Below are 24,919 nucleotides of genomic sequence, written 5' to 3' on the forward strand. Positions count from 1 at the left end.
TCGTGTCTCCGTCCAGCGCGTCACAGCTTGATGCACACGTTCTTCGGCTCGGTGAAGAAGCGCAGCGCTTCCCACCCGCCCTCGCGTCCCACGCCCGAATCCTTCACTCCGCCGAACGGCGTGCGCAGGTCTCGCAGCATCCAGCAGTTCACCCAGACGATGCCGCTGTGCAGCCGGGACGCGAAGCGGTGCGCCCGCGTCACGTCCTTCGTCCACACGCTGGCCGCCAGGCCGTACTTCGTGGAGTTGGCCCACGCGAGCACCTCGTCCTCCTGGTCGAAGGGGATGATGCTGGCCACAGGTCCGAAGATTTCTTCCTGGTTGGTGCGGCACGCCGCGTCCAGGCCCTCGATGAGCGTGGGCTCCACGAACCAGCCCTCGCGGCAGCGGCCGGACAGGCTCGCGCGCCGGCCTCCCGCGAGGATGCGCCCGCCCTCCTGCTTCGCCAGGTCGATGTAGCCCATCACCTTGTCGAAGTGCTGCTGTGACACCAGCGCGCCCTGCTCGGTGCCGGCCTCCAGCGGGTCGCCGACCTTGAGCGCCCGCGTGCGCGCCACCAGCGCGTCCCTGAAGCGCTCGTAGAGGGGGCGCTGCACGAAGATGCGCGGGCCGCACAGACAGATTTGCCCCTGGTTGGAGAACGACGAGCGCACCGTCGTCGCCAGCGCCTCCTCGAAGTCGCAGTCCTCGAAGATGACGTTGGGGTTCTTCCCGCCCATCTCCAGCGACAGCTTCTTGAAGTGGGGCGCGGCCACGCGCGCAATCTCCGAGCCCACGCGGGTGCTGCCCGTGAAGGAGATGGCGGCGATGTCCGGATGCTGGCTCATGGCGGCGCCCACCTTGGGGCCCAGGCCGTGGACGACGTTGAGCACGCCCGGCGGCAGGCCGACCTCGCGGCAGACCTGGGACAGGAGATACGCCGTCATCGGCGTGACTTCGGAGGGCTTGGCCACCACGCAGTTGCCGATGGCCAGCGCGGGCGCGAGCTTCCACGTCAGCAGGTACAGCGGCAGGTTCCACGGCGAGATGCAGCCCACCACGCCCAGGGGCGAGCGCAGCGTGTAGTTGAGCGCCACGCCGTCGGTGGCGTGCGCCTCACTGGAGAACTGCGTCACCGCGTCCGCGAAGAACTCGAAGTTGAGGATGCTGCGCGGGATGTCCACGCTCGACGCGACGGACAGCGGCTTGCCGGAGTCGATGGACTCCGCGCGGGCGAAGTCGTCCAGGCGGCCCCGGATGGCGTCGGCCAGGCGGCGAATCAGGCGGGAGCGCTCGGCGGCGGGCGTGGCGGACCAGGCCGGGAAGGCGCGCGTGGCGGCCTCCACCGCGTGCTGGATATCCGTCGCGTCCGAGTCGGGCACCTGGGCGTACGTCTTCCCCGTCGCGGGCTCTGGCTTGTCCAGCCACTGGCCACCGCGGGCGGGCAGCAGCTCCCCACCGATGTAGTTGAGCACCTTCTCCATGGCTGGACCCTCCGTGCGTGCCCGCACCACGAGTCGCTCACGGGCGCCCGCCTCCTCGGTTGCCGAGAGGGAGGGGGACCGCGGGAACCCCGGTCGAACGGCGCGCAATGTACGCAACCGACGGAGCCGTCACCAGCATCACGGCAGGCGCACCCCACCATGTCGTCCGCTCGCGTCAAACGCATGACGGCCCAGGCTGTCCGGAGGGCAGGGGAGCAGTGAAGGCCCACGGGTGGCCGGAGGGGGTGAGGGGCCGGACGGGGTTGAACCCAAGGGGAGTCGAACATGCCGATGGAACCTGTCGCGCCCATGTCGCTGGAAGAGGCTCGCGCGGCGGAGGATGCGGACTCGAGGCAGCTCCTGTCGGCCGCGACCGTCGAAGAGGCGCTCGCCGTGCTCGTGGAGATCGCCCGCCGTCTGACGCGCGCCCACCAGGCGACCGTGGTGATGACGCCCGCCGCCGGGAAGACGCGGGGGGCGAGCGTCACGTCGCTCTCACGGGCCTACGAGGTCTGGGGTGGCTACGCGGTGCCCTCCGGCGACGAGCCGGGTCGCACGGCGAGGGAGCGTCGCAGCGCGCGAGCGGAGCCCCGCGGCCGAATCTCCGCCTCGCTGCCCTCGGACGCCGGCGTGCTCTACCTCTTCGACCGGGAGGTGGGCGACTTCAGCCGCGAGGACGAGCTGGCCCTGCACCGACTCGCCCGGCTGGCGGGACTGGCGCTGGAGTCCGCGCGCCTGTTGCGTGAGGAGCAGCAGGCACGCTCGGAAGCGGAGGCCGCCGAGCAGCGCGCGGCCTTCCTCGCCGACGCCAGTCGCCTCCTGTCCACGTCCTCGCTGGACCCGAAGGCCACGCTCGACACGCTGGCCCGGCTCTGCGTGCCCATCCTCGCGGACTGGTGCTTCGTCGACATCGTGGACGAGTCGGGCACCGTGCAGCGCACGTCGGTGGCGCATGCCGACCCCGGCCAGGACGCGCTCGCCCGGCGCGTGCGGGACTTTCCTCCCGGGCCCGAGGGCAGCGCGCACCCCACCACCCGCGTGGCCCGTCAGGCCGAGTCCCTGCTCGTGGACAACATCGACGACGCGTGGCTGCGCGGCGTCTCCGTGAGCGAGGCCCACTTCGAGACGATGCGCGAGGTGGGCTTCCACGAAATCCTCGCCGTGCCGCTGCTCGCGCGAGGCCGCTCACTGGGCGCGCTCACCTTCCTCGCGGTGCGCCCCTCGCGCCACTACAACCAGACGGACTTGGAGACGGCGCAGGACCTGGCCCGCCGCGCCGCGCTCCTCGTGGACAACGCCCGGCTGTACCGCGAGGCGCGCCGCTCCGTGCGCCTGCGCGACGAGTTCCTCGCCGTGGCCAGTCACGAGCTGAAGACACCCCTCACCCCGCTCCAACTGCGCCTGCAGTGGCTGCGGCGGCAGACGCGCAAGGACCGGCCCTTCCTTCCCACGCCGCTGGTCGTCTCGCAGCTCGACGTCGTGCAGCGCCAGGTGGACAAGCTGTCGGGGCTCGTCCACGGGCTGCTCGACGTGTCGCGCCTGTCCAGCGGTCGGCTGACGCTGCATCGCGAGGACGTGAATCTGGAGGCCGTGGCGCGCGAGGTGAAAGACCGGCTTGCGGTCCCCGCCAGTCAGGCCGGAAGCCCCGTGTCGCTGTCCCTCCAGGGCGACCTGCGCGGGCACTGGGACCGCGTCCGCCTGGAGCAGGTGCTCACGAACCTGCTCGCCAACGCGCTGAAGTACGGCGCGGGCCAGCCCGTGCACATCGCGCTCCGGGGCGAGGCGGACCGGGTGCTCCTGCGCGTGGAGGACTCGGGCATCGGCATCGCGCGGGAGTACCAGTCGCACATCTTCGAGCGCTTCGGCCGCGCCGTCAGCGAGCGCCACTACGGGGGACTGGGCCTGGGGCTCTACATCACCCGGCAGATTGTCGAGGCCCACGGCGGCGAAATCGGCGTGCGCAGCGAGCCGGACATGGGCAGCCGCTTCGAGGTCAGCCTCCCCCGGCACGAGAGCACCGCGTGAGTCCTCCCGCGCTCGGCTATAAAGGCGCTGGGAGGAAACAACATGTCACGCAAGGTGGCCCTCATCACCGGAGCTTCGGCTGGCCTCGGAGTGGATTTCGCGCGGCGCTTCGCCCGGGACGGGCACGACGTCATCCTCGTCGCGCGCGGAGCGGCGCGGCTGGAAGCGCTCGCCGCGACGCTGGAGAAGGAGCACGGGGTGAAGGCCCACGTGCTGCCCACGGACCTGTCCCAGCCGGACGCGCCCGAGCAGCTCTTCGCGCAGGTGGCCGAGCGCGGGCTGGAGGTGGAGTTCCTCGTCAACAACGCGGGCTTCGGCTCCTCGGGCCCCTTCCTGGACCAGGACGTGAAACGCGAGGCGGAGATGGTGCAGGTGAACTGCACCGCGCTGCTGAAGCTCACGCACCTGTTCGCCCGGCCCATGCGTGAGCGCGGCCACGGGCGCATCCTCAACGTGGCCTCCACCGCCGCCTTCCAGGCCGGGCCCTACATGTCCACGTACTACGCGACGAAGGCGTTCGTCGTGTCGCTGTCGGAGGCGCTGGCGTACGAGCTGAAGGGCACCGGCGTGACGGTGACGTGCTCCTGCCCCGGCGCGACACACACGGAGTTCGCGCAGAAGGCGGGCAATGACAAGAGCCGCCTGTTCCAGCGCTCCGGTGTGGCGAAGCCCGAGGACGTGGTGGAGCACGCCTACAAGGCGATGCTGCGCGGGCGGGTGCTGGCCATCCACGGCGCGCTCAACGGGCTGGCCGCCTTCATGGTGCGCTTCAGCCCGCGCTCCGCCGCGCGCGCCATCGCCGCGGGGCTCAACCAGCAGGCCTGAGCACGCTCACGCCGATGGAGGGGCCGTGACACTTCGGAAGAAACGGAAGCGTCACGGCCACCCGTCCCACGGTCAGTTGAAGGTGGCGGTGAAGAGCAGCGAGAAGTGGGTGACGTTCCAGTCGTCCCCATCGTCGTTGTCGCTGCGGATGCGGCCCAGCGCCACCTCGCCGCCGATGCCCACCGCCCAGTTGTTGCTCACCCACCACTCCTTGCCCAGGCCAAAGTGCAGGCCGACGCCGGAGTCCGTCTCCGCCTCGCGCTCGCCGTCCTGGGTGATGCTCAGCTGGTTGGCCACCACCGCGCCAGAGATGTAGAGGTTGACGGGCATGAAGTAGTACGTGGCGCCCACGCCGAGCGCGGCGTAGTTGCTGCTCACGTCGCCGTCGTCGTCACCCTCGATGGTGGTGTCGCCAAACTGGATGTCCGGGTTCGGCGTGGAGGTGCCGAAGAGCTTCCCGTAGATGATGAAGTTCTCGATGAGCGCGTAGCCCAGCTCCAGGTTGATGGTGGCGCCGGCGCCCTTGAGCGCCAGGTCAATCTCCTGCGCCTCGGAGTGGGTGTAGGCGATGCCGAGCTGACCGCGCAGGTAGAAGCCGTCGTGGGTGTGCCGCCCTGGGGTTTCGTCCGCGAACGCCGCCGAGGTCGGAAGAAGCACTGCCGCGAAGAGCCAGAAGAGTCGCATGATGGGAGTCCTTGCTTCGGAGGCCCGCCCCGGCCGGGGGGCTGGAACCGGGGTTATGCAGCACGTCGGCCCGGTGAATCCAGTCCCCGGAAGCCCTGTGCTTCCGGTGCGCGCGGCTAATACCCCGACGCGGGACAACCTGCGCATCAGCCGCCTCGCCTGGGACCCCTGGCCGTGCTCTGCTGCGCCGCCCGGCGCGTCTGTCCGCGCTGAACCGACCTGGAGAGGGATGCAATGACGCAGACCGTGGACCCCTCGGAGCTGGCCCGACGCCTCGACGCCGCGCGGCGAGAGCGGCGCGAGGTACCGCCCCTCACCAACGAGCTGCCGAAGCTCACGCTGCCGGAGGCCTACGCCGTCCAGGAGGCGGGCCTCCAACTGCGCCTCGCCGACGGTGAGCGCGTCGTCGGCCTGAAGATGGGCCTGACGTCCGAGGCCAAGCGCCGGCAGATGAACCTGGACTCGCCCGTGTACGGCGTCCTCACGGACCGGATGCGCGTGGCGGCGGGCGGGGTCATCGCACTGGGCCAGGGCATCCACCCGAAAATCGAGCCGGAGATTGCCTTCCGCACCGCGCGCGAGCTGCGCGGGACGGTGACGCGCGAGGAGGCGCTGGACGCGTGCGAGTCCGTGTTCGCCGCGATGGAAATCCTCGACTCGCGCTACCGCGACTTCAAGTACTTCTCCCTGCCGGACGTGGTGGCGGACAACTCGTCCTCCTCGCTGTTCGTCCTCGGGGAAGAGGAGCACCCGCCGCGCTCGCTGGATTTGACGCGGCTGGAGATGAAGATGTCGGTGAACGACGCGCTGGCGCAGTCGGCCCGCTCGGACGCCATCTCCGGGGACCCGGTGTTGTCGGTGGTGCAGTTGTGCGAGCTGCTCGCGCTGCGCGGCCAGGTGCTCCCCGCCGGCAGCATCGTCCTGGCGGGCGCCGCCACGGTCGCGCACATGCTCCAGCCCGGAGACCGGGTGCGGCTCATCGTGGAGGGCCTGGGCTCCGTGGCGGTGTCGGCCGCGTAGCTCAGTGCATCCAGGACGACACGCCCGCGCTCGAGTGGCGCGGGCTCGTGTCGGCCTCTTCCCAGCGCACCGGGTAGCGGTCCCCGTGCTGGCGCAGGAACGCGTCCAGGCGCTTCAAGTCCAGCCGCTCCGGCATCGGGTAGCGCGCGGCCATCGCCCGCTTCACCGCGGGGTGGTAGCGGACGACGGCGGCGAAGTCGCGCGGATACTCCTGCTCGTCCACGCCCAGGAACTCACCCCGGTCCAAACCCCGGGAGAGCAGCTCCCGCCAGCGTTGCAGCGGCGCCAGGCCAATGGACTCCACGCCCCGGGAGCAGAGCATGAGGTACAGCGCTTCCCACGGCTCGGACGCGTCCAGGTAGTGCTCCAGCGCGCGCGCCGAGGGCCGCGTGTTGAGCACCATCCAGAACGGCACCGCGCCGCCGCGCAGCGCCCACCAGGGCTCCATCAGAATCGACGACTCCACCAGCAACCGCCCCAGCGGCATGTGCCTGTCGCGGTACCAGTGCCGGTACAGGTCCGCCACCAGCGGGCTGAGCGCCTCCGGCTCCGGATAGACGATGCGCCGCAGTCGCCAGCGTCGCTTGCGCGCCAGGCGCTGGAGGTCCTCGCTCAGCGCGGGCTCGTAACCCCACTCCGCTTCCGGGCTGTCGCTGTCCGGAGGCGGCGTGGGCCAGCGCGGACGCGGCGAGCCCTGGCGCCGCAGGTACGCCTCCACGCGCGGGCCGCCCAGGTAGTACTCGTCAGGGCTCGCGCCGCCGAGCGCCCCGTGCTGGAAGACGTGCCGCTCGCCCTGTCGCAGCGTCGGCCAGCGCAGCTCGCACTCGGACACGAAGAGGGTGGCGCCGGGCTCCAGCACGTCCTCCAGGAAGCGGACGTAGGCGACGCCCAGGCGTCGTCGCTTCACCCGGAAGTGCGTCAGCCCTCGCAAGAGGAGCCGGTCGTGGTTGGCGTCGTGCGTGTGGTGCAACTGGAGGTCTGGATGGGACTCCAGCAACCGGCGCGCGGGCTCTCGCGCGAAGTCCAGGTGCTGGAGCGGCTCGTCCACGGGCACGCGCCCGTCGTGACGCACGGCGAGCAGTTGCGTCTGGGGCAGCCACGGAATGCCCAGCGCCGCGCACAGGTGGACCAGGGCGCCGTTGGAGGAGCCCACCACGGCGGCCGGATAGCGTTGGCGCGGATAGCGGGCCACCACCCAGCGCGACAGGGCCTCCGCATCGAAGTGCGTCAGCGCGCGCGGCGTGAGGGCCTCGGCCAGTCCGCTGCGGACATAGGCGGCCTCGCGCCTCGGCACCGGGAGGCGGTTGACGACGGGGAGCAGCGCCTCGAACAGCGGGCTCGTGTGGCGGTGGGTGCCCAGCGCGGGAAAGTCGCGGCCGTGCAGGAAGCCCGCGAGCGCGCGCAGCATGGCGGCCGACGAGTCGAAGTCCGCGACGAAGCGGCGCGCCCTCATGGCGGCCCCGCTTCACACCCGGAGCGCTTCGGCGGATCCCAGCCGGGACTCCTCGCGTGCGGCAGGTCCATACCCCCTCCAGGGCGGTGACGCGTCCATCGGGAAGGTAGGCCCTGAAGAGCACCCGAGCAGGCCGCCGACACCGGCCTGCCCGCCCGAGGGCCCAGGAGGCGTCCTGGCGTCGCTCAGGGCTTGGGCTGGCGCGTGGTGAGCGGCGGGTCCGCGGTCACTCGCAGGCCGTGGGCCGCATGGGCGCGCGAGCACGGCTGGAGCCGGGCCTCCGTGGGGCCCAGCGTCTCGAGCACGAAGGAGGAGTCCTTGTGCCGGGGCGGCGACTCCGGCCAGTGGCCCCGCTCGGCGCGCGCCAGGTCGACCTCCGCCAGGGTGATGAGCGCGTCGTGCTGGAGCTTGCGCAGGTCCAGTCGCTCGGCGTACTCGCCGTAGGTGGCGACGTGGGGCCCATGGATGGAGCCCAACTGCTCTTCCTCCTCGCTGGCTTCCATGAGGGCGAAGGCCCGCCGGCGCGCCGGAGTGGGCAGGTCCGCCGCGGTCGTCAGCGCGTCGAAGCCCTCCACCAGCGTCCACCACGCGCGTCGCGCCGCCAGGGGGCCGTCGTCGGAGGCCTCCGCGTCCCGCAGCTCCGGCGGCACGCAGTCCTGACTGCCCGAAGGCAGCGCGGCCAGGGCCTCGTCGGACAGCAGCCCCCGGAAGTGGACCAACTGCACCAGCGCCGACTCGTGCCGCAGCGTCATGGAGAAGGGCGCGAAGCCCTCGGCCAGCTTCACCAGCTGCGAAATCGCCAGCCGCTTGCGCTCCGTCGGCGCCGCGTCCAGCGCGTCCGCGCACGGCCGGTAGAGCACGCCGTGGCCCGTGGCGGAGAGCAGTTGCCCCTCCATCCCCCCGCCCAGCTCCAGCTCCCGGCTCAGCGCCAGCGCGTCCAGGCACGTGTCCAGCGCCGCCAGGGGCCGCCCCTCGGCGAGCTTCAGCCGCGTGTCCAGCGCGGCCAGGTTCACCACGTACATCAACGCGAACCTGCCGTTCGCGCGCGCCTGGGTGAAGGGCGCGAGCACCCCCAGGCTCCGCGGCAGCCCGCCGACCTCCGCGTGGGTCGCCGCCAGCACCTGCTCCAACAGGGGCCGCGCCCGCTCCAGCGTCTCGGCGCACGCCGAGGACAGCGCCGACGTCGGCAGCTTCCCGTCCGCCACGTCCCGGCAGGACTGCCCCAGCGTGGAGTCCGGCCCCGTGCCCGACTTCTGTCGCTCCTGGTACAGGTGCAACACGTCATCCAGCAGCGGCTCCAGGTGGCGGGCGAAGGTGCCCGGCCTCGGCGGATGCGCATGCGAGGGCCGCGCATACCGCGCTTGCGTCAGCTCGTTCACCTCGCGCACCAGCCGCGCTTCCAGCGGCCCCGTGCGCAACTTCACGTACGCCAGGCCCCCCGCGCAGGCGAGGAGGACGGCGAACACGCCTCCAGCGACTGTGACGAGAGAGCGGTGAGAAGTCATGAGGGGGAGTAACGCGGGCCGAAGCCTCGCACGAAACCCCGGCTCCAGGGATTTCCACCCATCCTTGGATAGGCTTCACTGCCAGTCCGGGCTCAGCCGGCGCTGCGGCGGGGGGCGACGAAGCCGTGGCCCAGGCGTTTGAGGAGGTGTTCGGCCAGGGCACGGGCCTGGGTGCGAATCTCCGGCACGGCCGTGGTCTCCCACAGCTCTCCGCGCCGCAGGGGGCCCAGGGTGAAGAGGCGGCCCCCGGCATGTCCGCGCGCGTCCAGCAGCGCCCCGTGGCGGTCGGTGTCCAGGCCCAGGCCGAGCGCATCCGGGCGCACCCGGCCCGCCTCCGCCAGGTGCTTGAGCAGCGGGTGGCCATGGCGGGTGACAGAGCCCTCCGGCCCCGTGCAGTTGACCACGTGGTGGACCTGGAGCTGCTCCTCCCGCCGCTCGCCCCGGCGCCGCACGCTCACCCGCACCGTGCCGGAGTCGTCCAGTTGGAAGCCGCGCACCCGGGCCGCGGACAGCGCGAGCCGGCCCTGGGCCCTGAGCCGCTCCACCCCGTCGCCGACATCCGGCGCCATCCGGTGGCGGTGCACGTCCCAATAGGCGCGCAGGTGCCGCAGGAAGCGCCTGCGCTCCCCGTCATCCAGCCGCTGCCACAGGGGCACCGTCACGGGCCGCAGCGCGTCCACCACCGCGCGCCAGCTCGCCCCGGCCTGTGTCGCGAGCCGCACCTCGTGGCGGAGGACGCGCAAGAGCGCGCGCACCCTCACGGGGATGGGATGGGAGGGCTCCGGAGCGCGCAGTCCCTCGCGGCGCAGCGCGCGCAGCACGTCGCGGATGCCGGGCGACGCATACGTCCCCGGGGCCGCCGCGCGCGGATGACGGTGCGGCAGGAGCCCGTGCCGCGACAGCGCGTGCAGCGGGCCCTGGTGTCCCATCTCCTCCAGCGACAGCACGGCGTCCACCATGGTGAGGCCCGTGCCGATGAGCAGCACGGCGTCGTGCTCGCCAATGCCCGCCAGCGCATCCGGTGCCCACGGCGAGCGGTGATAACGCGGGCTCGCATACAGTCCGCCGTCCGCCACGCGCAGGTCCGCGGGGCTCGCGTTGCCCAGCGCCAGCACCACCGTCCGCGCGACGAGCTCTCCGCCACTCCGCGTCGACAGCGTCACCAGTCCGCCATGCTCCCGGGTGGACGTCACCTCGCCTGCCAGCGTCTCCAACTGGACGCCCGGCGGAGCGCGCGCGACGGTCTCCTTCAGCACGGCCTCCAGGTACTGGCCGTAGCGCAGGCGGGGGACGAAGTCGCCGGCCTCCGTGTCGGGTGTTTCCTGGCGCAGCCAGCGCAGGAAGTGCTCGGGCTCGTCCGCGAAGGCGCCCATCCGCGAGGCGGGGACGTTGAGCAGGTGACGCTGACTCCGGGTCGAGTAGGCAAGCCCCTGTCCCACCCGCCCGCCGCGCTCCACCAGGAGAATCCGGAACGGCGCGCGTGCTTGCCGCAAGAGGTGGATGGCCAACAACGTTCCGCTGGCCCCGCCCCCCACCACGGCCACGTCCCAAGGGCTGCTCTGAACTTGCACGCCGCAATCCTATGTCCGCTCCCGTCCAGCGGCATCCGTGGATGTGCGTGGACAATCGAATGCCAACCCCTGGTCGCGGTACGAGAGCGTGTCCACACTCCCACGCACATCCCGGGAGGATCCATTGCGCGAGCGCCCCAATGAAGACTGGGACGGAGAAGTCCCGGACGCGAGAAGCCTGCTGGGCTGGCCCCTGCCCGAGCGACGCGGGTCCATTCCCTCGCTGTCGTGGTTGGTGGAGAGGCTTCGCGACAGCCGGCCCGACTGGGGGCTGCTGGAGTCGTTCGTCGAGTTCGACCCCGCGCGCTACGTGCGCAAGACGCTGGCGAAGACGCGGGCGTGCGAGCTGCTGCTGGTGTGCTGGGGCCCGGGCCAGGGCTCGCTCGTCCATGACCACGGAGGCTCGTCGGGTGTGTCCCTGCTGGTGCGAGGCGAGCTGCGGGAGACGCGCTACGCGTGGGCTGGAGACAGGCTGGTGCCCGACGTGTCCCTGCGCGCGGCGGAGGGGGACCTGCTGCTCGAGGAGTCGGACACCATCCACCGCGTCCTCAACACGTCGCGGCGCGGCGCCGTGTCACTGCACCTCTATGCGCCGCCGATGGAGGGCATGACGCCCTACGACGACCAGGTGGCGTCGCTCAAACCGCCGCGTCCAGCTGACGTGGGGGCTGGGCGAAGGCGCCGGCCACGGGCAGGGTGACGCGGAAGATGCTGCCCTGACCGGGCGCGCTCTCCACCGTCAGCGTGCCGCCCAGGGACGTGACGATGCCGTGACACACCGCGAGGCCCAGGCCGGTGCCCACGCCCAGGGGCTTGGTGGTGAAGAACGGGTCGAAGATGCGCTCGCGGTGCTCGGGGGAGATGCCGCAGCCGGTGTCGCGCACCTCGACGGCGACGCGGCCGGGCATCGCCTCGCGCGCCACGACGCGCACCTCGTTCACCTCCACCTGACCGGGGACGATGGCCTGCGCCGCGTTGAGCAGCAGGTTGAGGAATACCTGCCCCAGCCGCGAGCCGTTGCCCTGCACGGGCGGCACGCCGTCACACTCGACGACGAGTCGCGCGCGGTGCCGCAGCTCATGCATGGCCATCTTCGCCGCCGTGCGCACCACCGCGCCCACGTCCGAGGGCCCGCTGCCCACGTCCTCCGAGCGCGACAGCGTCTGCAAGTCACGCACGATGAGGCGGATGCGCTCGGCGCCGTCGCGCGTCTCCGCCAGCGCCTCCAGCACCTCCTGGCGCTCGCGCTCGGGGAGCTGCTCCTTCTGCTGGAGCTCCTGGTGGATGTACTCCAGGTTGCTGAGGATGAAGGCGAGGGGGTTGTTGATTTCGTGCCCGACACCCGCGGCGATGCGGCCCAGGGCGATGAGCCGGTCCGCGAAGAGCAACTGAGCCTGGGTGGCGTGCAGCTGCTCCAGGCTGCGGGACAGCTTCGCGTTGGCGGCCTCCAGCTCCGCGGTCCGCTCCCGCACCGTCTCCTCCAACCGCCTGCCCGACTCGCCGGCCTCGCGGGTGAGGTCCGTCCCTGGACGCTCCGCTCCGTGTGGAAATCCCGCGCGAGTCTGGAAGGCGCGGCGCAGCGTGCCGCGCCGTTGCGCCACCGCTGACATCAACAGCACCCTGGCTCGTAGCGTCATCACGTCGCGGTCCCGGCGTCAGGTGTCCGTCCCGAGTGCTGCGCGCGGAGGCGGAGCGGACCTTCCCAGTCAACACCGCCGGGCCGTGTCGGGCAAGGAGCCGATGTCGGCCCGCGCGAGGGTGGGTGCCCGTCCAGATGGTTAGTCGACGCCCGCGCTCCCAACGGACTCCGACAGCGTTGGCGAGTGGAAGGTCCGCGTGTCACCGCGCCGGTGTGGGTGCTTCTCGGAGGTGGGGATGGGAGGCCCCGCTCTGCTCCGGCGCTCGCGCGCGACTGCTCAACGTCACCGCGAGCACCGAGGGCAGCCAGCGCCGCGCCCACCACCCCACGCCGCCCACCAGGCAGACCCCCACGCCCAGTGCCAGCAGGGCGCGCGGTAACTCGATGGCGCGACGCGTCCGCGTCACCGGCCGCGCCCGGACCACGAGTCTTGGCGGCTCCGCTTCGGCCAGGGGCTCGACGGTCTGAATCGCGGGCAGCCTCCCGGAGTGGCTGGAGCGCCGTCCTCGCGACGGGGTCCGCGGGCTTGGGCCGTCGGGTGGGAGCTCGGCGGCGTCCGGGAACAGCGGCTGCTCCCACGCCGCGTCGGCGCTGGCGAGCGCGGTCTCCAGGGCCTCGCACCAGGTTCTCGCGGTGCCCCGGCGCCAGGGCTGCTTGGAGAGCAGCCGCAGACACAGCTCGCTGAGTTCCCACGGCACCCGGGGGTTGAGCACGTACGGCGTCACCGGAGGGTGGTGGATGACGGCCAGTTCTCCCTCGGGTGTCTCGACCTGCTCGAAGGGGTAGCGCGCGGTGAGCATCCAGTAGAGGACGACTCCGAGCGCATACAGGTCATCCGCGATGGTGGCCGGGTACACGCCGTCGCGGCCCTCGCGGCGGAAGGCCAGGGCCTCCGGGCTGCGGTAGCGCGGGGTTCCGGGGGGCAGCACGCCGCGCGGCAGTCGGGGCGCTCCGGAGTAGTCCCCCACGCCGAAGTCCATCAACACCGGCGTGCCGTCCTCCTCGCGCACCACCACGTTGGCTTCCTTGATGTCGCGGTGGAGCACCTGCGCCGCGTGCGCGGCCTCCAGTCCTCGCCCCATCCCCAGCGCCAGCCGCGCCGCGCTCCGTGCCCCGGGGTTCTCCTCTTCCACCCACTGGGCCAGCGGGCGCCCGCGCACGTACTCCATCGCCAGATAGAGCCACTCGGGCGCCTCCGGCGGGAACAGGCCGCCTTCGCGGAAGCCCACCACGTTGGGGTGCGCCAGCCGCGTCAGGATGGCCACCTCGCGCCGGGCCCAGCCGCCCAACTGCGCCAGCGACTGGAGCTTGAGCGCCACGGCCTGTCCGTCGCGAGTGGCCCGATACACCACGCCGCAGCCGCCCGCGCCCAGCAGTCCTTCCACCGTGTAACCGGCGATGTCCGTGCCCTCGGGCGCGTCCAGGACGTGAAGACCGTTCATGCCACCTCCCGTGTCCGGCCCGACCTCGGGAATGGGGAGAGATTAACACCACCCATTGGGATGTCCCCACCGGCGGGGGCCCGGGGGCCCGACACGCCGGCGCGGACTGTGTCGTGGAAGACCAACGGTCCGCCCTCAGGGGCACGTGCCACAATCCGCGCGGCAGCTCAACGCGGTGGTGTCCGTGCCGCAGCGCTCGGTGAACTGACAGATGCCGTCGCCGCAGCGATAGATTTCCTGCGAGCGAATCCGCGCGGTGATGGGGCGGTACGACTTCCCGTTGTACGCGCAGCTCTCGTAGTAGGGCTGGGGCGTGGTGCCGACGACCGCGGGCTGGCACAGCGTGGCGCACATGCCCACGTGGGTGATGGGAGGGCACGCCTGCGTGGGGCCCGACGCCAGTCCACACGTGCGCGGGGTGCTCTTGTCCGCGGACAGGTAGGGCTGGTCATTGGCCGCGAAGACGCCGGTGCCGTCGAACAGGTTGCCGAAGAAGCACGCCTCCTGCTGGTTGTACGTGGCCAGCTCCTCCGCCGTGTAGGGGATGGGCGCGTTCGTTTCGGACGTGGTGAGGCCCAGCACGGAGATGGGCACGTGGAGGCCGTACTTGTTCGCGTGCGCCGCGAGGCAGGCGGAGACCACCTGCTGCTCCACCTCCGTCGCCGGCAGCCCCGAGGCCCAGCGCGGCGCCAGCCCCAGCGCTCCGAGCCACATGTGTGTGATTCCCGTCACCGGATTGGTGAACTGGCGCGCCACCCCCGCCTGCACCGCGCACGTCACCACGTAGGCCATCACCGAGTCCGCCGTCGCCGGATCCTGGTTGAACCAGGTCACGAAGCCATTCGTGGACAGGCCATTTGTCGACAGGCCATTCGTGGACAAGCCATTCGTGGACAGGCCATTTGTCGACAGGCCATTCGTGGACAGGCCATTTGTCGACAGGCCATTCGTGGACAGCTGGCCTTGTCGCAGGTGCCCGAGGTCATCTCCCACCGGTTCCACCCCCACGCCACAGGCCCCCGTTCCAAGCGCCAGACTCAGGAGCCCCGCGAGCCATCCCCGGGCGTGGAGTTGGAGAGCGGTGGTGTGACGACGCGACGGCGAAGCTGGTGTGCGGTGCATGCTTTTCCCCCGTGTGTGGCAGTCAGCGTTCGCTGACCACCTTGCCGCCCACCTGTTTCAGCACTCCCAAAGAATGCCGCTGTAACTGATGGGTTCGACAAGATTTGCCGGGGTTTCAGGCTTTTGCATGCCGCATGGGAAATAATTTTCCCATGGAAGCTGAATCACAACAGTCAGGCTGTAAGGTCCAGGACTCAGGCAGTCCTGGATGAAATGGAATCAACGGATGTCTGTGATTTCCGGGAGGCCTAGATTGGTTCCGGGAATTCCAGGGACAAGGCCGCCGCGGGGGTGAGGGCGAAGCCCTCGGGTCCGCGCAGTCGCCAGGCGCCCACGTCGGTGACGGGGCCTCCCACGACTTCGGACTCTCCGGTGTCGCCGCGCGTCTCGGCCTGGCCCAGGTGCAGGCACAGGTGGACGCGGGCATCCACGGGGTCGGCGAGCTTCTGCGCGGCCTGCTGGAGGATGCGCAGGGAGCGCTCGGCCTCGCGCAGGTACGCGGTGCGCTCCGGCGTGGGCGCCCCGTTCTCCAGGGGGCGCACGGCCAGCAGGGTGGTGCCGGACTGGAGCGCGAGCAGGAAGCCGCCGCCGCGCAGGCCCTGCTCGAGTCCGTCCAGCACATCCGCGAGCACGGCGTACATCGCGTCGTCGTCCTGGGCGGCGGAGGGCAGCATCACCTCCGCGTGGACGGCGAGCGCCAGCCGGGAGCGGTTCGCGGGCTGCACGGGCTCCTCCGCGGCGTCGGCGAGCGAGGCGAGGAAGGCGCCCACGCTGCTGAAGCGCCGGCTGGCGTCCTTCTCCAGACAGCGCAGCACCACCGCGTCCACGGCGGGGGACACCGGCGCGATGGCGCTGGGCCGGGGAGCGGGGGCCTCCAGGTGCAGCCGCTCCAGCTCCATCCGGTCCTCGCAGAGGAACGGGTAGCGGCCGGTGAGCAACTGGTGCAGCAGCACGCCCAGCGCGTAGATGTCCGTGTACGGGCCAATGGTGGAGCCGCGGAACTGCTCGGGCGCCATGGCGTGCGCGGTGCCCAGCCGCTGGCCGGCGATGGTGAGGCCCTCCTGCGAGGGCTCCGCGTGCATCAGCTTGGCGATGCCGAAGTCGAGCAGCTTCACCCGGGGCTTCTCGCCCTCCTCCACGACGAGGATGTTGCTGGCCTTCAAGTCGCGGTGGACGACGCCGGCGCGGTGCGCGGCCTCCAGCGCGCCGCACACGGGCTCCAGGTAGGCGCGCGCGCGGGACGCGGAGAGCCGGCCGCGCTCCTGCACCACCTGGCCCAGCGTCCGGCCCGCGAGCAGCTCCATGACGTAGTAGGGGCTGCCGTCCGGCATCAGCCCGAAGTCATAGACATCCACGATGTTGGGGTGGCGAATCTGGTTAACCACGCGGGCCTCGCGCACGAAGCGCTTGAGCATCTCGCCCTGATCCGCCAGGTGCGGATGCAGCACCTTCACCGCGGCGCGGCGGCCCAGAATCCGGTGCTCGGCTTCGTAGACGCTGCCGTGTCCACCGGAGGCGAGCAGGGCCTTGAGGATGTACTCGCCCGCAAGCGTGCCAGGGCCCCGTTCACCTCGGCCCGCATCGCCACGACCTCGCTCGGAGCCATGCAGATCCGCCCGTGCCTGGATGCGGAACGTGCTCTCGGAGTCGGCCGCCATGTGTGGTCAGCACCCTACCACCCACCCTGGAGCCCTGCTGCATGCCCCGGGCCCGAAGCGACCGCCGCGTCGCGCCAATCCCCGCCATGCGTTCACCACCCATCACCTCGGGTGGGGTGCGCGGGGGCAGATGTTGCCTTGCGAATGCTCGGACGCCCCAACACCCCGGGTGGTTGGACGCCGTGGCTGGGGACTGCTGGATTCTCGGGACGTGACATCACGCGTGCGAGTCGGGGCAGGTCGGGTGGACGGAAGCGGCGCGTGGTGCCGGGGGGCCTCTTGATGACGACATTGGATGACCTCACGACCTGCGCCGGCATGGCGCTGGCTCCGCCTTCCTCGACGGGTGCCTGCCTCATCCTCATCAGCACCACCACGCCCGCGGCCATCGGCAAGGCGTACCGGCTGGAGCCCGGCGAGCACATCATCGGCCGAGGCTCCGAAGCCACGGTGCGCATCGACGACCACGGCGTCTCGCGAAAGCATGCCCGCATCATCCGCGCGCTCGACGGGGGCTGCCACGTCACGGATTTGGAGTCGACCAACGGCACGCTGCTCAACGGCACGCCCATCGCCACGGCGGAGCTTCAAGAGGGAGACCGGCTCCAGATTGGCACCGTCACGGTGTTCCGCTTCTCCAAGCGGGAGCTCTTGGAGCAGCGTGAGGAGCAACTGCGGCAGGCGTTGTCCGCCGCGCGCGTGGGCATCTGGGATTGGAACGCGCAGAGCGGCCGGGTGACGTGGAGCGAGCAGGTGGACCGGCTGTTGGGGCTGGCGGTGGGAAAGCTGTCCGGCCGCGCCATGGAGCTGGAGGAGGTGGTGCACCCCGGCGACCTGCCGCGCGTGCGAGAGGCCCTGTCCACCGCGCTGGAGAAGAAGACGCAGGTGGACGTGGAGTACCGCATCGAGCCACAGGGCAGCGGGTGGCGGTGGATTTCCTGCAAGGGTGACGTGCTGTGCGACGCGTCGGGCATGCCGGCGCGGGTGACGGGCACGGTGATGGACATCACCGCGCGCAAGCAGGCCGAGCAGGAGCTGAACCGTCAGGCGCTCATCTTCGAGAGCATCTACGACGGCGTGGTGATTACCGATTTGGGCGGCGGCATCATCGACTGGAACGCCAGCGCGGAGCGGATGTTCGGCCGCAACAAGACGGAGGCGCTGGGACAGACGCTCTTCCGCGTGCTGCATCCGGAGGAGCCGGACCGGCTCACCGGCATGGTGCTCGCCGCGCTGGAGAAGCAGGGGCGGTGGACGGGGGAGCTGGAGTTCAAGCGCCACGACGGCACCACCTGCTGGTGCGAATCCGTCGTCGTGCCGCTGCGCGACAGCGAGGGGCGCACCATCGCCAACATCATGGTCCACCGCGACACGTCGGAGCGAAAGCAGCTCCAGGCGCACCTCGTCGTGGCGGACCGGCTGGCGTCGGTGGGCACGCTGGGCGCGGGCGTGGCGCACGAAATCAACAACCCGCTGGCCTACATGCTCGTCAACCTGCACCTGGTGCGCGAGGGGCTGGAGCGGATGGAGAGTCAGGTGCCCGCGGCGGCCATCGCCTCGCTCCAGCAGTTGGTGCGCGAGACGACCGAGGGCGCCGAGCGCATCGCCACCATCGTCCGCGACTTGAAGGTCTTCGCGCGCGGCGAGCAGGAAGTGCGGCTGATGCCGGTGGACGTGCGCCGCGCGGTGGAGCTGGCGTGCAAGATGGCGGACAACGTCATCCGCCACCGCGCGCGGCTGGTGACGGAGTTCGAGCCGGTGGCCCCGGTGGAGGCCAGCGAGTCGCGGCTGTGCCAGGTGTTCCTCAACCTGCTGCTGAACGCGGCGCAGGCGATTCCGGAGGACCGCTCGCCGGAGCACGAGCATGAAATCCGCGTCGTCATCCGCGCGGGAGACCGCGGCCGGGTGCTGGTGGAGGTGCGGGACACGGGCATGGGGATGTCGCCCGAGGTGATGGACCGCATCTTCGACCCGTTCTTCACCACGAAGCCCGTGGGCGTGGGCACGGGGTTGGGGCTGTCCATCTGCCACGGCATCATCGAGTCGATGGGCGGCTCCATCCATGCGGAGAGCGACCCGGGCAAAGGGAGCACCTTCCGCGTGGTGTTGCGCGCGGCAACGCGGGAGCTGGAGGTGCTGCCGAGGCTGACGGCGGTGGTGGCCGTCAATGCGCGGGCGCGCATCCTCGTCGTGGATGACGAGCCGAACGTGACGTTGGCGCTCCAGCGCTCGCTGGCGGCGGACCATGAGGTCGCCACGGCGAACAGCGCGCAGGCGGCGCTGAGGTTGCTCAACGAGGGCAGCCGCTTCGACCTCATCCTCTGCGATGTGATGATGCCGGGGATGACGGGCATGGACCTGTACCACGAGCTGGGGCGCAGCGTGCCGGAGCAGGCGGGCCGCATGGTGTTCATGACGGGCGGCGCCTTCACCCCGCGCACGGTGTCCTTCCTGCGCGACGTGCCCAATCTGAAAATCTCCAAGCCGTTGGACCTCACCCAGCTCCGGGAGTTGGTGGGTCGTTCAGCGGAGGCGGGCAGATGAGCAGTCCCCTGGAACCCATCGTGTCCTCCACTCCTGTTGTTCCCGAGGTCGCCGGCGAGACGCGTCTGGCGGCGGTCTCCGATGAAGCACCGTCCCCTGTCCGCGAGCCGAGGGAGGGGACCGCGCGTGCGCTGGGGATGGGGCTCGTCGTCGGCGCGCTCCTGGCCGTCACCAACGTGTCCATGGGGTTGAAGCTGGGCTGGTGGGAGAGCGGCTCCGTCACGGCGGCGGTGTTGGGCTTCGGTGGTCTCGCGGCGGTGTCACGCAGGCGCGGCTCGCCGTACACGCCGCTGGAGAACAACCTCACGCAGGTGACAGCGGTGTCGGTGGGCGCGATGCCGGCGGCCGCGGGGCTCCTGGGGCCGCTGCCCGCGCTGATGCTGCTGGGGTTGGACGTGCCCGGCGTGGGAGTGGCGGTGTGGAGCGTGGCGCTGGGGGTGCTCGGCGTGCTGGCGGCGCACCTGTTGCGGCGGCGGTTGATGGAGGAAGAGGCGCTGGCCTTTCCCACCGGCATCACCACGGCGGAGCTCATCACCGCGATGCATGCCTCGGCGCCCGAGGAGAATCGCGGGCGCGGGGTGTGGTTGGCGGTGGCGGCGGGGGTGTCCGCGGCAATCACGGCGGTGCGCGATGTGCTCCAGAAGCTGCCCGGTATGGTGGCGGCGCCGGGCTCGGTGGGCGGGGTGTCGACCGCGTCGCTGACGTGGGGTCTGGCGTGGAGCCCCATGCTGCTCGCGGTGGGGATGATGGCGGGGTTGCACCTGGGCTTGAGCATGCTGGCCGGGGCGCTGGTGGGGTGGGGCGTGCTCGCGCCGTGGCTCTTGAATACGGGCGCGGTGAAGGACGCGACCTATGACTCCCTGCTCGGCTGGCTCACGTGGCCGGGCGTGGGGTTGCTGGTGGGCTCGGCGGTGGTGTCGCTCGCGGCGCAGGCCCGGGACTTCTGGGGCGCGGCGAAGGATTTGGGCTCACTGAAGCGGAGTGGAACGCTCCCTCGGTGGGCGTGGCTGAGCGGCGGCGCGGCGGCGGTGGTGACGCTGGCGCTGGGCGTGGGCCTGTTTGGGATGAGCGTGCCGCAGGTGTTGCTGGCGCTGGTGGTGTTGCTGCCGCTGTGCGCGGTGTGCGCGCGTGGCGCGGGACAGGTGGATGTGTCGCCGGTGACGCAGGTGGGGCAGCTCTCGCAGGTGGCGGCCGGGGTGCTGCTGCCTGGGGCGGTGGCGCCGAACATCGCGGTGGGCGGTGTGGTGTCCGGGGCGGCGGCGCAGACGGGCGTGAGCATGTGGGCGCTCAAGGCTGGGCACCTGCTGGGGGCCTCGCCACGGAGGATGCTCGGGGCGCAGTTGGTGGGAGTGCTGGCGGGGTCGCTGGTGAGCGTGCCGGCGTATCTGCTGCTGACGCGAGCGTATGGATTGGGCTCGGAGGCGTTGCCCGCGCCGTTCTCACATCAGTTCCGCGCGGTGGCGGAGCTGGCGGTGAAGGGGCTCGCGGGCCTGCCGCCGAACGCGGCGCTGGCGGGAGGCGTGGCGGCGGGTGTCGGCGCGCTCCTGACGGTGTTGGCGCGAGGCCGGGCGGCGCGGTGGATGCCTTCACCAGTGGCGATGGGAATCGGCTTCATCCTGCCCGCCTACTTCGCGGTGACGCTGTGCCTGGGTGGAGCGATGGCGGCGGTGGCGCGGTGGCGCTGGCCGCAGGCGACGGGGCGCAATGTGCCCGCGCTGGCAGCGGGCGCGATTGCCGCGGAGTCGCTCGTGGGCGTGCTCATCGGCGCGCTCAAGCTGCTGGGCCTCATGGCGTAGCGGACACTTCACGTCGGAGGGGCGTTGTCCCGAGCACGCTCCAGCGAGCGGCGGATGCGCGCTTCCATGAGATTGGGCAGCCGTGAGGCGAGCTGAAGCGCGTCCGTCAGGATGCGGATGGCTTCCTCTCGCTCACCCCGGCGCAGCGCCGCCAACCCCATCATCTCCAGCACCTCGAGCGGCTCCTGCTCCACGGACACCTGGGCGGACCACTCCCGCAGCGTGTGCCAGGCCTCCGCCGTGGCGTCGCGCGTGGCCAGCTCCACCATGGCGAAGAGCACCTCCTCCGACGGACTCAGCTCCACCCCATTGCGGCCCTCCGACAACACCTGCCGCACCTGCGCGAGCAACTCGCGGGCCCGCGCCTGCCGTCCCAGCCACGCCATGGTGCGCGCCTGGAGCAGCAGGGCCCACGGACGTGGCGCCACCTCCGGGTGCCGGCGCTCCAGCGTGATGGCCCGGGTGATGTGCGGCGTGGCCGCGTCGACGTCTCCCGCCTGGTAGTGGAGCTCACCCAGGTTGTGCTCGGCGAAGTACTCCCAGCCCACCATGCCCAGCTCGCGTCCCAGGTGCATGAAGCGCTCCTGGTCCTTCAACGCGTTGGCCAAATCCCTGCGAGCCACCCACAGGTTGCGGCGGTTGTTGATGGCGCTGCCCAGATGGAACAGGTCTCCACGCTCGGTGCACGCGGCGACGACCTCCGACAGCACCCGGTCCGTCTCGTCGATGTCGCCCAGATTGGGGAGCATCACCGCCAGCAGCAACTGGGACACCACCTGCGTCTCATAGCCCGCGTCGCCCAGGCGCCGGGCAATCTCCGCCGCCGCCTCCAGGGGCTCGCGGGCTTCCTGCCACTCGCCCTTGCGGAACAGCGCGCGGCCCACCGCCAGGAGCAGCCGGCCCTGCACATAGGCCGAGCCCACGCGGGCCGCCTTCGCCTGTGCCTCCAGCGCGCGAGCCTCGCTGGCGGGATAGTCATTCACCCAGTCCAGCGCCATGGCCTCGTCGAGCAGCAGCTCCACCTCCGTGCGCGTGTCACCCAACCGTTGGGCTCGCTCCCGAGCGGCGGCGAAGTCCGCCAGCGAGTCGTCATACCGACCGATGCGGATGCGCATCAGCCCGCGTCCTCGCAGCGCGGTGAGGCAGCGCAGCTCGTCCGTGCTCTCCAGCAGGTCCAGCGAGCGCGTGTACATGGCCTCCGCGTCGAGGAACGCGTGGCGTCCGCGTGCGGACTCGGCCAGGTCGATGGAGAGCGCGGCGGCCTCGTCGCGCAGGTCCGCGGCGGCGGCATGCAGGGCCAGCCGAGGCAGGCGCTGCCGCTCGCTGGCCCCGGTGGGGCCCAGGAAGTAGCGGTACGCGGCGCGGTGGATGCGCTGGCGTTCGGCGGCGGGGAGGGTGGCGGCGACCGCGTCGCGCAAGAGTTCGTTGCGGAAGCTCAGTCCTTCCAGGCGGTGGGACACCAGCAGTCCAGAGTCCAGCAACCTGCGCGTCGCATGTCCCGCATCCAGCGGGAAGCCACCGGCCGCGCCGTCGCGCTCCAGCTCCCGCACCACGCCCTCCGCCGTGGCGGCGGTGAAGTCCGTGCCCAGCAGGGCGCACAGCCGGGCGTGCGCGGCGAGCGTCGGCGGCAGCGCCCCCAACTCGCGGTCCGCCAGCCACTCCACGAGCCGCAGCTCGGGCACCTTCTCCACGCCGTCGGTGACGAGGTACCAGCTCCCGCCCGGAGCGCGCTGGCGCACCAGTCCCTGGCGCTTGAGGCCGCGCACCAGTTCCACCATGTAGAGCGGCACGTGCTGGGCGCGCTCGACGATGCGGTCCACCGCCTGCGCCGGCACGTTCTCCACCGGCTTGAGGAGCATGCGGCACAGCTCCTGCGCCTGCTCCGCCCCCAGCGCGCGCAGGGTCACCGTGGACTGTCGGGCCGCGCGAGTGCCCCACAGTGGCCGGCTCTTCTCGAACCCCGGGCGCGCCAGCACACACACCCAGATGGGGACGCTCGCCTCGGCGAGACACGCGTACTCCAGCGCATCCAGCGCCGTCTCCTCCGCGAAGTGCGCGTCGTCGATGACCAGACACAGCGAGCGCTCGCGTGCGGTGGCGGCCAGCAACTCACCCGTGGCGCGCATGGCCAGGGAGCGCAGCGCACCCGGCGCCGCCGCCCAGCTCTGCAGCTCCGGCCCGCCCGGCGCATACCACCCCAGCGTCGCGGCCACGCCCGGCCACAACTCCGTGCCGAGCGTGGGCCCCAGCCGCTGCATGATGGACGCGCGGCCCTGCTCCTCCGTGTCCGTGTTGTCGCTCTCGAAGGCATTGAGCGCGCAGCGCAGGAGCGTGCGCAGCGTACCGTCCGGGTCGCCCTGGACCGGCTCGCGTGAGCGCGTGGTGTAGATGCGAGTCAGTGGCAACTGCATCTGGAGTTCGCGAGCGAGCGCCGCGGCGAGGTGGCTCTTGCCCAGCCCTCGCTCGCCCATCACGGTGACCAGCGTCGGCGCCGCTTCGCCCACCGCCGCGCGGGCGCTGTCCAACAGCGAGGTCAGCTCCGCCTCGCGGCCGACGAGCACCTCGCTGCCCAACTGGAGCACGGTGATGTCTGGACGAGGCGCGGCGCCTGGGGACGCGGGACGCAGCAGGCCGGGATGGCCGGGCACCTCCGTGCAGGGCACCTCCGGCACGGCCTCCGCGGCGGCGGGAGACAGCAGGAGCCCGTGGGTCTCCGGGCCAATGGGGTAGCGGTCCGCGCGGGAGAGGATGGCGCCCAGGTAGCGAGGGGTGCCGGTGGGACGGCGCTGGACGGTGACGGCGGACACGTCCACCAGGGCGCTCGCGGCCAGTCCCCGGTCGGCCAGTCCCTCCGCTGCGCGCATGGCCCGGCGCACGGGATTTTCTCCCACGTCTGGGTCGAACACGGCGGCGATGCGCGGCCCATCCGTGAAGGCCAGATGCCCACCGTAGGAAGCGAGCCCCTTCTGCAGGCTGACGGGGTTGGCGCGGGACGTCAGGAAGAGCACGGCGACCGAGCGGCGCACCTGCGCGGGCCGAGGCTCACCGGGTGCGGTGGGACGGGGCGTGACGGGCTCGTGGGGACGGTGCGCGTGGGTGAAGGCCTCGCGCAGCGCGGTGCCGAGCGCCGTGGCGTCCTCGGGTCTGCGCGCGCGCTCCTTGGCCAGACACCGCAGCACGACTTCCTCCAGCGCCGGAGGCACGGGCGCGAAGTCGGAGGGTGGAGGCGGGCGCAGGGCCAGGTGTGCCTGGAGCACGTCCGGCGTGGGGCCGAAGAAGGGCGGCCGACCGGTGAGCATCTCGTAGAGCAGCACACCCAGCGCGTACACGTCCGTGCGCGCGTCCACGTCCGAGTTTCCCGCGCACTGCTCCGGCGCCATGTACTCCGCGGTGCCGGCGAAGCCAGACGAGTCGCTCGTCGTCGCGCCCTCACCGGGCAGGGCCGAGCCCTCCAGGGGAGAGGTTCCGCGCACCAGGCCGAAGTCGAAGACACGCACCTGCCCGCCGCCGTCCTCGTTCAGGAAGAGGTGCTCGGGCTTCAAGTCGCAGTGCGCCAGCCCTCGCGCGTGGACGTGGGCCACCGTGTCCGCCACGGACAGGGCCAGGGCGGCCAGCTCCTGGGCCGGCACGGGCCCCGCGGCGCGCGCCAGCCGCTCCGCCAGGGTGGGCAGCGGGACGTGCTCCATGACGAGGAAGCGAATGCCTCCGGAGAGCACGCCCACCTCGTACAGCGCGGGTACGGTGGGCGGCCCCAGGGTGCGCAGCGCCTCCGACTCCCGGACGAGCTGCGCGCGGGCCAGGGCATTGCCGGTGCGGGCCAGCTTGATGGCCACGCGTTGCTGGTCCGTCTCACGCCGGGCGCCCAGCAGCACGCCGAAGCCGCCGCGCGCCAGCACCCCTTCGACGAGGTAGCCGGGGATGAGTGGTGGAGGGGGCTCGGCGGACGACGCACGTCCCGCCCCGTCGACGGGTGAGTTCGGCGGGCACGGCGCGTGGGAGCCTTCCCAGCGCCGCCCACATGTCTGGCACCGCGGCACGCGGCAACTCTACGCCAAATGCAATGGGGATTCAGGACACCCCCTGGAAACCCCGGGGGTCGGTCTCGCATCACCTGGACTCCAGGGCCTCTTGCTGGCGCGAACGCACGTTCATTGCCCCGCCCGGGTGGCGAT

Annotated in this window: 16 protein-coding genes; 6 read left to right on the forward strand and 10 right to left on the reverse strand. The window is 71.6% G+C overall.

Annotated elements, in window-relative coordinates:
• Positions 1–20 precede the first annotated feature (20 nt).
• A complete protein-coding gene (locus HUA74_RS10450; RefSeq protein WP_174454448.1) occupies positions 21–1,463 on the reverse strand; it encodes an aldehyde dehydrogenase in 1,443 nt (480 codons plus the stop codon).
• Between the two features lie 285 nt (positions 1,464–1,748).
• Here HUA74_RS10450 and HUA74_RS10455 point away from each other — a divergent pair, with 285 nt between their 5' ends.
• Positions 1,749–3,488 carry a HAMP domain-containing sensor histidine kinase gene (locus HUA74_RS10455; protein WP_174454449.1) on the forward strand — a complete coding sequence of 580 codons (1,740 nt, stop codon included), beginning with the start codon at positions 1,749–1,751 and terminating at the stop codon, positions 3,486–3,488.
• A 42-nt stretch (positions 3,489–3,530) separates the two neighbouring features.
• A complete protein-coding gene (locus HUA74_RS10460; protein ID WP_141645124.1) occupies positions 3,531–4,313 on the forward strand; it encodes an SDR family oxidoreductase in 783 nt (260 codons plus the stop codon).
• 72 nt (positions 4,314–4,385) lie between these two features.
• On the opposite strand, the gene HUA74_RS10465 is transcribed toward HUA74_RS10460, so the two are convergent.
• Positions 4,386–4,997: an outer membrane beta-barrel protein gene (locus HUA74_RS10465; RefSeq protein ID WP_174454450.1), complete on the reverse strand. Its 612-nt coding sequence runs from the start codon at positions 4,995–4,997 to the stop codon at positions 4,386–4,388.
• Positions 4,998–5,231: 234 nt separating this feature from the next.
• Between HUA74_RS10465 and HUA74_RS10470 the strand changes: the two genes are divergently transcribed.
• Positions 5,232–6,017: a 2-keto-4-pentenoate hydratase gene (locus HUA74_RS10470; RefSeq protein WP_174454451.1), complete on the forward strand. Its 786-nt coding sequence runs from the start codon at positions 5,232–5,234 to the stop codon at positions 6,015–6,017.
• A 1-nt stretch (position 6,018) separates the two neighbouring features.
• Here HUA74_RS10470 and HUA74_RS10475 read toward each other — a convergent pair whose 3' ends face one another.
• The 3 genes from HUA74_RS10475 to HUA74_RS10485 form a co-directional block, all read right to left on the reverse strand.
• Complete coding sequence (locus HUA74_RS10475) at positions 6,019–7,470, reverse strand: hypothetical protein (protein ID WP_174454452.1); 1,452 nt, start codon at positions 7,468–7,470, stop codon at positions 6,019–6,021.
• Positions 7,471–7,655: 185 nt separating this feature from the next.
• The gene (locus HUA74_RS10480; RefSeq protein WP_174454453.1) at positions 7,656–8,936 is read right to left on the reverse strand and encodes a hypothetical protein; all 1,281 of its coding nucleotides are present in this window, start codon (positions 8,934–8,936) and stop codon (positions 7,656–7,658) included.
• A gap of 131 nt (positions 8,937–9,067) precedes the next feature.
• Complete coding sequence (locus HUA74_RS10485) at positions 9,068–10,546, reverse strand: FAD/NAD(P)-binding protein (protein ID WP_174454454.1); 1,479 nt, start codon at positions 10,544–10,546, stop codon at positions 9,068–9,070.
• A gap of 124 nt (positions 10,547–10,670) precedes the next feature.
• Between HUA74_RS10485 and HUA74_RS10490 the strand changes: the two genes are divergently transcribed.
• Positions 10,671–11,246 carry a cysteine dioxygenase family protein gene (locus tag HUA74_RS10490; RefSeq protein WP_174454455.1) on the forward strand — a complete coding sequence of 192 codons (576 nt, stop codon included), beginning with the start codon at positions 10,671–10,673 and terminating at the stop codon, positions 11,244–11,246.
• Here the strand turns inward: HUA74_RS10490 and HUA74_RS10495 are convergent.
• The 4 genes from HUA74_RS10495 to HUA74_RS10510 all read right to left on the reverse strand — a co-directional run bounded on the left by HUA74_RS10495 (position 11,185) and on the right by HUA74_RS10510 (position 16,407).
• Positions 11,185–12,183, reverse strand: coding sequence for a sensor histidine kinase (locus HUA74_RS10495; protein ID WP_174454839.1), 999 nt, complete (start codon positions 12,181–12,183; stop codon positions 11,185–11,187). The two genes, HUA74_RS10490 and HUA74_RS10495, sit on opposite strands and share 62 nt — an antisense overlap.
• Before the next feature lie 202 nt (positions 12,184–12,385).
• Positions 12,386–13,627 (reverse strand): serine/threonine-protein kinase, encoded by a 1,242-nt coding sequence (locus tag HUA74_RS10500; RefSeq protein WP_174454456.1) that lies wholly within the window; start codon positions 13,625–13,627, stop codon positions 12,386–12,388.
• 135 nt (positions 13,628–13,762) lie between these two features.
• Positions 13,763–14,749, reverse strand: coding sequence for a hypothetical protein (locus HUA74_RS10505; protein WP_174454457.1), 987 nt, complete (start codon positions 14,747–14,749; stop codon positions 13,763–13,765).
• 248 nt (positions 14,750–14,997) lie between these two features.
• Positions 14,998–16,407, reverse strand: a complete 1,410-nt coding sequence (locus HUA74_RS10510; protein WP_141647411.1) for a serine/threonine-protein kinase — start codon at positions 16,405–16,407, stop codon at positions 14,998–15,000.
• Positions 16,408–16,689: 282 nt separating this feature from the next.
• Between HUA74_RS10510 and HUA74_RS10515 the strand changes: the two genes are divergently transcribed.
• Positions 16,690–18,951 (forward strand): PAS domain S-box protein, encoded by a 2,262-nt coding sequence (locus tag HUA74_RS10515; RefSeq protein ID WP_141647412.1) that lies wholly within the window; start codon positions 16,690–16,692, stop codon positions 18,949–18,951.
• Complete coding sequence (locus HUA74_RS10520) at positions 18,948–20,747, forward strand: OPT family oligopeptide transporter (RefSeq protein ID WP_174454458.1); 1,800 nt, start codon at positions 18,948–18,950, stop codon at positions 20,745–20,747. Before HUA74_RS10515 ends, HUA74_RS10520 begins: the two co-directional genes overlap by 4 nt.
• Positions 20,748–20,755: 8 nt before the next feature.
• Here HUA74_RS10520 and HUA74_RS10525 read toward each other — a convergent pair whose 3' ends face one another.
• Complete coding sequence (locus tag HUA74_RS10525; RefSeq protein ID WP_174454459.1) at positions 20,756–24,784, reverse strand: protein kinase; 4,029 nt, start codon at positions 24,782–24,784, stop codon at positions 20,756–20,758.
• Positions 24,785–24,919: the final 135 nt, after the last annotated feature.

Source organism: Myxococcus sp. CA051A (assembly GCF_013336705.1).
In the GTDB taxonomy this organism is placed as follows: domain Bacteria; phylum Myxococcota; class Myxococcia; order Myxococcales; family Myxococcaceae; genus Myxococcus; species Myxococcus llanfairpwllgwyngyllgogerychwyrndrobwllllantysiliogogogochensis.